Consider the following 6,137-nt stretch of genomic DNA (forward strand, 5'->3'; position numbering starts at 1 on the left):
GAGTTTAATTTTTATTTTCAGAAAATGCTTAGACGAGCCGGGTTGTAAGGGCATGGCGTCTGATGCCCTTACGTTAAAAATTTTATATCTGTTTTAATAATAACATTATAAAAAACTGAAATAATGCAATTATTCCTCCTAATATCCCACCGATGATCTCAATATGTTTCAATTCATTTTTAGACACAGACAAAATAATTTTTTCCATTTCTTCTAATGAAAAATTTTTCATTTTTTCAAGCATAATTTCTTTAAAATTTATTTTATCTTCTGCGATTTTTATTATTTCTTCCACTATTTCCTCTTTATTTTCCAAAATGGACTTTTTAAAGTATGATTTTATTTTTTCAATTAACGAATCATTTAAAAACATCTTTAATAGTGGATTTTTTTCTAACACACTATTTTTAAGCTTTTCTCCTATAACTTTATCAAGCAGTTTATCTAAAACATCATCATTAATAACATCACTATCCTTTAGTTTTGCTGTAATATGCTCTACTGAAATAAGTTCCTTTTCAATTGTTTCAGCAAGGTTTTCTGATATTCTGTCTCGATTTTTAGGAACTAATCCCTGTATTTTAAAAAATAGAAAGTTTACTTCCTTATAAGGCCTAAACAGCAGCTTTATTGCCAAATAATTTGTAAACCATCCTATAAGTGTCCCTACAAAGACCATTATGACCAGCTGTATTAATAAATTTCCCAATTTTTCCTCCATATTTATAACTATGAATAATTTTATAGTAATTTATTTAAAATTGACATCAAAAGTTATAATTTTTATTCAAAACTATAGATTTTTCTCAATTTTACTAATTCATTTTTTAAAGGTAAAATTAACCAACTATTGCTTTTCCATATTCCTTGCATTTCTCAATTTTTTCATCATCGTCAACAGCTAGATGAATTATAAGACCATCATTTACAATAGAAAATCCTTCATTTATCATTTCTTCACGCCAAGTTTCCATCCAACCGCCTTGTCCCCAGTCATAAGAGCCAAAAAGTCCAACTGTTTTTCCTATAATCTGTTCTTTTATCCCTTCAAAGAATTCAACCATTTCTGGTGCAATTTCTTCTGCTCCGACAGCAGGTGATCCAAATGCTACAAAATCAGCATTTATTGCACTTTCATCAGCTTCTTCTACATTTATCAATTTTACATCAGCTCCAGCATTTTCTGCTCCTTCACCAATGTATTTTGCCATATCTGCAGTATTTCCAGTACCTGTGTAATAAATTATATTTAATGTTGCCATAGTTTTCCTTTCTTTGATCATAAATTATTGTAAAGCCAAACCCTAAAGTTTGGCTATCTGTATTTTTATTTTGTTAATCTATAAGTATCTCTTGCAATTACAAGCTCTTCTGCTGTTTCAATCTTATATATTTTAACTTTTGAATTTTTTGTTGATAATTCTATATTTCCTGGTAATCTTTGTGCATTTTTTTCTTCATCAAGTTCGATTCCAAAATATGAAAGCGATTCACATATATGTTTTTTTACTCCAACTGAATTTTCTCCAATTCCACCAGTAAAGGCAATTGCATCAACACCGTTCATTGCTGCAACATAAGCTCCAATATAAAGTTGTATTCTATAGCAGAACATTTCATAAGCTAATTGAGCCTTTTCATTCCCACTTCTTCTTGCTGCATCTAAATCACGAAAATCTGAACTTTCTCCAAATATTCCTAAAATTCCAGACTGTTTATTCATTCTATTGTTCATTTCATCCAAAGAAAGTCCTCTTTTTCTCATTATATAAATAACAGAGGCAGGATCTGCATCTCCTGTTCTTGTTCCCATCATAATTCCTGCAAGCGGTGTCATTCCCATTGATGTATCTACGACTTTACCATTTTGAACTGCTGAAATACTTGCTCCATTTCCAAGATGACAAACTATAATTTTAGAATCTTCTTTTCCTAACATTTCTCTTGCCACTTCACTTACATATCTGTGAGAAGTCCCATGAAATCCATATTTTCTAACTTTCAAGTCAGTATAGTCTTCATAAGGATAAGCATACATATACGCTTTTCCTGGCATTGTTTGATGGAAAGCCGTGTCAAACACAACCACGTTCTTTTTACCGGGAAGCAATTTTTGGACAACTTTTATTCCCATTATATGTGCTGGGTTATGTAAAGGTGCAAGCGGTGCTATTTCCTCAAGGTTTTTTATAACTTCGTCATCTACAATTACAGATTTTTCATAGTATTCTCCACCGTGGACAATTCTATGTCCTATTGAATCAATTTCATCCACGCTTGAAATTACCCCTATTTTTTCATCTTGAAGTGTTTTTAGAATCAATTCTACCGCAACTGTATGGTTTTCCATTGGAACTTCCATTTTATCAATTTTTTCTCCAGTCAATAAATTCTTGTAACTGAAAATAGGATTTGCAATTCCTATTCTTTCACAATTTCCTTTAGCTAGTGATTGCTCATTTGTCATGTCAATAAGTTCAAATTTTGCTGATGAACTTCCACAATTTATTACCAAAATTTTCATAAATTTCCCTCCAAATTTTTTGTTTGTATTTTTATTTATGTTTTACATTTCTGATTCAACAGCAGTAATTGCAACAACTTCTACTATATCTTCTACACTGCATCCTCTTGAAAGATCGTGAACTGGACGTGCCAATCCTTGAATTAATGGTCCTAACGCTTTTGCTTTAGCCAGTCTCTGTGTCAATTTATATCCAATATTTCCTGAATCTAAATCTGGAAAAATCAATACATTTGCCTGTCCTGCCACTTTTGATCCAGGTGCTTTTGCAGCAGCTACTTCTGGTACAATCGCAGCATCAAGCTGTAATTCTCCATCAAAGTCAAAATTAACATTTCTATCTTTTAAAATTTCGATAGCCTCTCTAACTTTGCTTACAGATACTCCGTCTGCACTCCCTTTTGTAGAAAATGATAGAAATGCGACTTTAGGCTCTTTTATCCCAGCAGTAAATCTAGCTTTTTCTGCTGCAGAAATAGCAATATCGGCAAGCTGCATAGCTGTTGGACTAGGTATTACTCCACCATCTGAATATACAAGAGTTCCATTATCTCCAAATTCAGGCGTATTTGTTATCATAATAAAAGAACTTGATACTGTCTTTAGTCCTTCCTTTGGCCCAATTATGTGAATTGCAGCTCTTAGGACATGAGCTGTTGGTGAAGATGAACCTGCTACCATTCCATCTACTCTTCCTTGGTGTACAAGCATTGCTGCAAAATATCTTGAATCTGACATAAGTGTCGCTTTTGCAGTTTCAAGCGTCATTCCTTTTTTCTCTCTTTTTTTTCTCAAAAGTTCTGCCATCTCGTCAATTGTTGCACATGACTCAGGATTATAAAAAATTGCACCTTCTAACGAAATTCCAATTTCAGATGCTTTTTCCTTTAGCTTTTTCTCGTCTCCAACTAGAGCAATTTTTGCGATTCCCTCCTTAATAATTTTTTCTGTAGCCCTTAAGACTCTCTCGTCTTCTGTTTCAGGCAAGATAATTGTCTTGTGGAGCTTTTTAGCTTTTTCCTTTAACTCATTCGCTAATGTGTTCATAATTTCTCTCCTTTCTTAATTATATTTATTAATCAAACATAGCTTCAACAAATTCCTTTGTGTCAAATTCCCTCAAGTCCTCAATTCCTTCTCCGACACCTATAAATTTAATTGGTTTTTTCAACTCTTCTGTAATTGGGAAAATAATTCCTCCTTTTGCCGTTCCGTCAAATTTTGTCAAGATAATTCCTGTCAAATCTACGATTTCATTAAATATTCTAGCCTGTTCCAATCCATTCTGACCAGTTGTACTGTCAATCACAAGCAAAGTTTCAAAGTCTGTTTCTCCAGACTGTTCACGTATAATTTTGTTTATTTTTTCAAGCTCCTTCATCAAATCACGTTTATTGTGCAGTCTTCCAGCCGTATCCAGTATCGCCACATCAAATCCACGATTTTTAGCAGTTTTTACTGTATCAAAAATTACAGCCGCAGGGTCGCTTCCATGTGCCTGTTTTATAACCTCCACACCAGTTCGTTTTCCCCATTCCTCAACTTGCTCAATCGCAGCGGCTCTAAATGTATCTCCAGCCCCAATAATAACCTTTTTCCCGCTATCCTTCAATTTTTTTGCAATTTTACCAATGGAAGTAGTCTTTCCAACACCATTTACTCCAACAACTAAAAGGATATTAAGCTTTCCATCCTGTAATTTTAATTTTGTGCTGTTTTCATCATTGTAAATAAGTTTTGCTTTAAGCAATTCCTTTAGTTCATCATAAATTTGTTCCGATGTTTTTAGTTTTTTTTGTGAAACTGATTTTTCCAGCTCCTCCACTAGCTGCATTGTCATATTCATTCCAATATCTGACTGAATAAGCAACTCCTCCAGTTCCTCGTACAAATCGTCATCTATAGCTTTACCCAAAAGCATTTCCTTCAGTTTTCCAAAAAAACCTTTTTTAGGAGTTGCCAGCCTATCCTTTAAAGGTTTTAATTTAGGCTTTCCTTTTGTTTTCTCATTTGATTTTTCTTCTATTTCTACACTTTCAGTTTTTTCTCTTTCAGTTTCAAAGTTTTTTTCATTATTTTCAGTTTTTTTAGCATTTTTTCCTAAGATTTCCTCAGCTGTTTCCTTTATTTCCTTTTCAGTTTCAGCTTTAATTTTATCTATTTCACTTTGGCTTTCTTCAATTTCTTTTTCTATTTGATTTTCCAAAGTATTCTTCTGGTCTTCATCTTTTTTCTTTTTTCCAAATTTAAAAAAATTTTTCAGCATTATTTCTTATCCCTTTCCGCCTGTGATTTTTCTAGATAATCTGGTTTCAGATTAAAAATATCAGTCTTTCTTACCACACCAGCATTTTCCAAATTTTTATCTAAAAGCATCTGTACAAATGTCATTGTATTAATTGCCAAATTCTTATCTTCAAATATTTTTACACAATTTCCTAATTTATCCAATATTTTAGCCTTATAATTAAAAACTGCATCTCCAATTAGATAAACTTTTTTATTATTTCCCTTATTTTCTATTATTTCCTCAATAACACTGTCAAGTTTTGTAACTTCATAATTTTTTATTAATTTCAATTTATTTTCACTTGAAGTTTCATAACCTGCACAATAAATCTTTTCCTTTCGTGAATCAATCATCGAATATATTTTCACATCTTCATCATTTTCCAAACTTGTTTTCAAATTATAATACCCCTGAAATCCAAGTGCATCCAGTTCATTCACTTCATAAAAATTTACATTCCGTCCAAAAAAAAGCCCTTTTACAACTGAAATTGCTATTCTAACACCCGTAAATGAACCAGGTCCTATCGAAACAATTACATTTTCAATTTCATCTAGCTTTTTCCCAGTCCATTTCAAAAGGCTGTCAATCTGCTCCAAAATCGTAGTAGAATGTGTTTTTGCCATTTCCACATGAATTTCCCCCAGCAGCTTCTCTTTCTCATAAAGCGACAATCCAGCCAGCTTAGTTGTAGTCGTTATCGCAAATATCAACATATTTTTCTCCATTTTCATTTTTCTTTACTTTTATACTCGAATCCATTTAAAATTGAACTATTAAAAACTAAATTATTCAATTTCAAAATCTACTTTTTCTCCATTTTCAATCGTATAAACTGATACTTCACGAGCCACATCTGAATAATGATTTATCTCAACAAACACCGCATCCTCAGGCATCTCATCCAAAATCTTGTCCGCCCACTCAATAATCACAACACTTCCATCTTCCCCAATATAATCCTCAAACCCAATCTCATAAATTTCCTCAGAATCATTAATCCTGTAAACATCAAAATGATACACAGGCACATCTCCAGAACTATACTCAATCACATAAGTAAACGTCGGACTCTTCACATTCTCTGTAACATTGTAACATTCACAAATCTTCTTAGTAAACGTAGTCTTCCCCGCTCCCAAATCTCCAATAAGCCCTAGACAGCCTCCATTTTTTAATTTTTCTGCTAAATTTTTTGCTAATTTATCTATTTTATCAAATGTTAATATTTTATTTTCCATAATTTTTCTCACTTCTAAATTTCAATTAAATTATATTTTTAAATAAAAATATATTTTATTAACAAATATTTCTTCTATCATT

The 6,137-nt window shown here is 32.2% G+C and carries 7 protein-coding genes; all 7 read right to left on the reverse strand.

The genetic code is table 11. The annotated features are described in order from the left end of the window. Positions 1-82 precede the first annotated feature (82 nt). On the reverse strand, positions 83-709 hold the full coding sequence (locus tag Q0370_RS11225) for a DUF445 family protein (protein WP_299575754.1): 627 nt from the start codon (positions 707-709) through the stop codon (positions 83-85). A 130-nt stretch (positions 710-839) separates the two neighbouring features. Further along, the gene (locus Q0370_RS11230) at positions 840-1,262 is read right to left on the reverse strand and encodes a flavodoxin (protein WP_021743688.1); all 423 of its coding nucleotides are present in this window, start codon (positions 1,260-1,262) and stop codon (positions 840-842) included. 65 nt (positions 1,263-1,327) lie between these two features. Next, positions 1,328-2,524 carry an acetate/propionate family kinase gene (locus tag Q0370_RS11235; RefSeq protein ID WP_299575758.1) on the reverse strand — a complete coding sequence of 399 codons (1,197 nt, stop codon included), beginning with the start codon at positions 2,522-2,524 and terminating at the stop codon, positions 1,328-1,330. A gap of 42 nt (positions 2,525-2,566) precedes the next feature. Further along, on the reverse strand, positions 2,567-3,571 hold the full coding sequence (pta, locus tag Q0370_RS11240; protein ID WP_299575760.1) for a phosphate acetyltransferase: 1,005 nt from the start codon (positions 3,569-3,571) through the stop codon (positions 2,567-2,569). 28 nt (positions 3,572-3,599) lie between these two features. Then, complete coding sequence (ftsY, locus tag Q0370_RS11245; RefSeq protein ID WP_299575762.1) at positions 3,600-4,790, reverse strand: signal recognition particle-docking protein FtsY; 1,191 nt, start codon at positions 4,788-4,790, stop codon at positions 3,600-3,602. Then, complete coding sequence (gene tsaB / locus Q0370_RS11250; protein ID WP_299575764.1) at positions 4,790-5,530, reverse strand: tRNA (adenosine(37)-N6)-threonylcarbamoyltransferase complex dimerization subunit type 1 TsaB; 741 nt, start codon at positions 5,528-5,530, stop codon at positions 4,790-4,792. The genes ftsY and tsaB overlap by 1 nt, the downstream gene beginning before the upstream one ends. A 72-nt stretch (positions 5,531-5,602) precedes the next feature. Beyond that, on the reverse strand, positions 5,603-6,055 hold the full coding sequence (tsaE, locus tag Q0370_RS11255) for a tRNA (adenosine(37)-N6)-threonylcarbamoyltransferase complex ATPase subunit type 1 TsaE (protein ID WP_299575766.1): 453 nt from the start codon (positions 6,053-6,055) through the stop codon (positions 5,603-5,605). Positions 6,056-6,137 lie beyond the last annotated feature (82 nt).

It is taken from the genome of uncultured Leptotrichia sp., assembly GCF_938036635.1.
GTDB lineage: Bacteria > Fusobacteriota > Fusobacteriia > Fusobacteriales > Leptotrichiaceae > Leptotrichia > Leptotrichia hongkongensis.

Bases quoted from the DNA above. Each gene is read 5' to 3' on its own strand.
- Q0370_RS11230 (WP_021743688.1), bottom strand. From the start codon at position 1,262: ATGGCAACATTAAATATAATTTATTACACAGGTACTGGAAATACTGCA.
- Q0370_RS11235 (WP_299575758.1), bottom strand. From the start codon at position 2,524: ATGAAAATTTTGGTAATAAATTGTGGAAGTTCATCAGCAAAATTTGAA.
- pta (WP_299575760.1), bottom strand. From the start codon at position 3,571: ATGAACACATTAGCGAATGAGTTAAAGGAAAAAGCTAAAAAGCTCCAC.
- ftsY (WP_299575762.1), bottom strand. From the start codon at position 4,790: ATGCTGAAAAATTTTTTTAAATTTGGAAAAAAGAAAAAAGATGAAGAC.
- tsaB (WP_299575764.1), bottom strand. From the start codon at position 5,530: ATGTTGATATTTGCGATAACGACTACAACTAAGCTGGCTGGATTGTCG.
- tsaE (WP_299575766.1), bottom strand. From the start codon at position 6,055: ATGGAAAATAAAATATTAACATTTGATAAAATAGATAAATTAGCAAAA.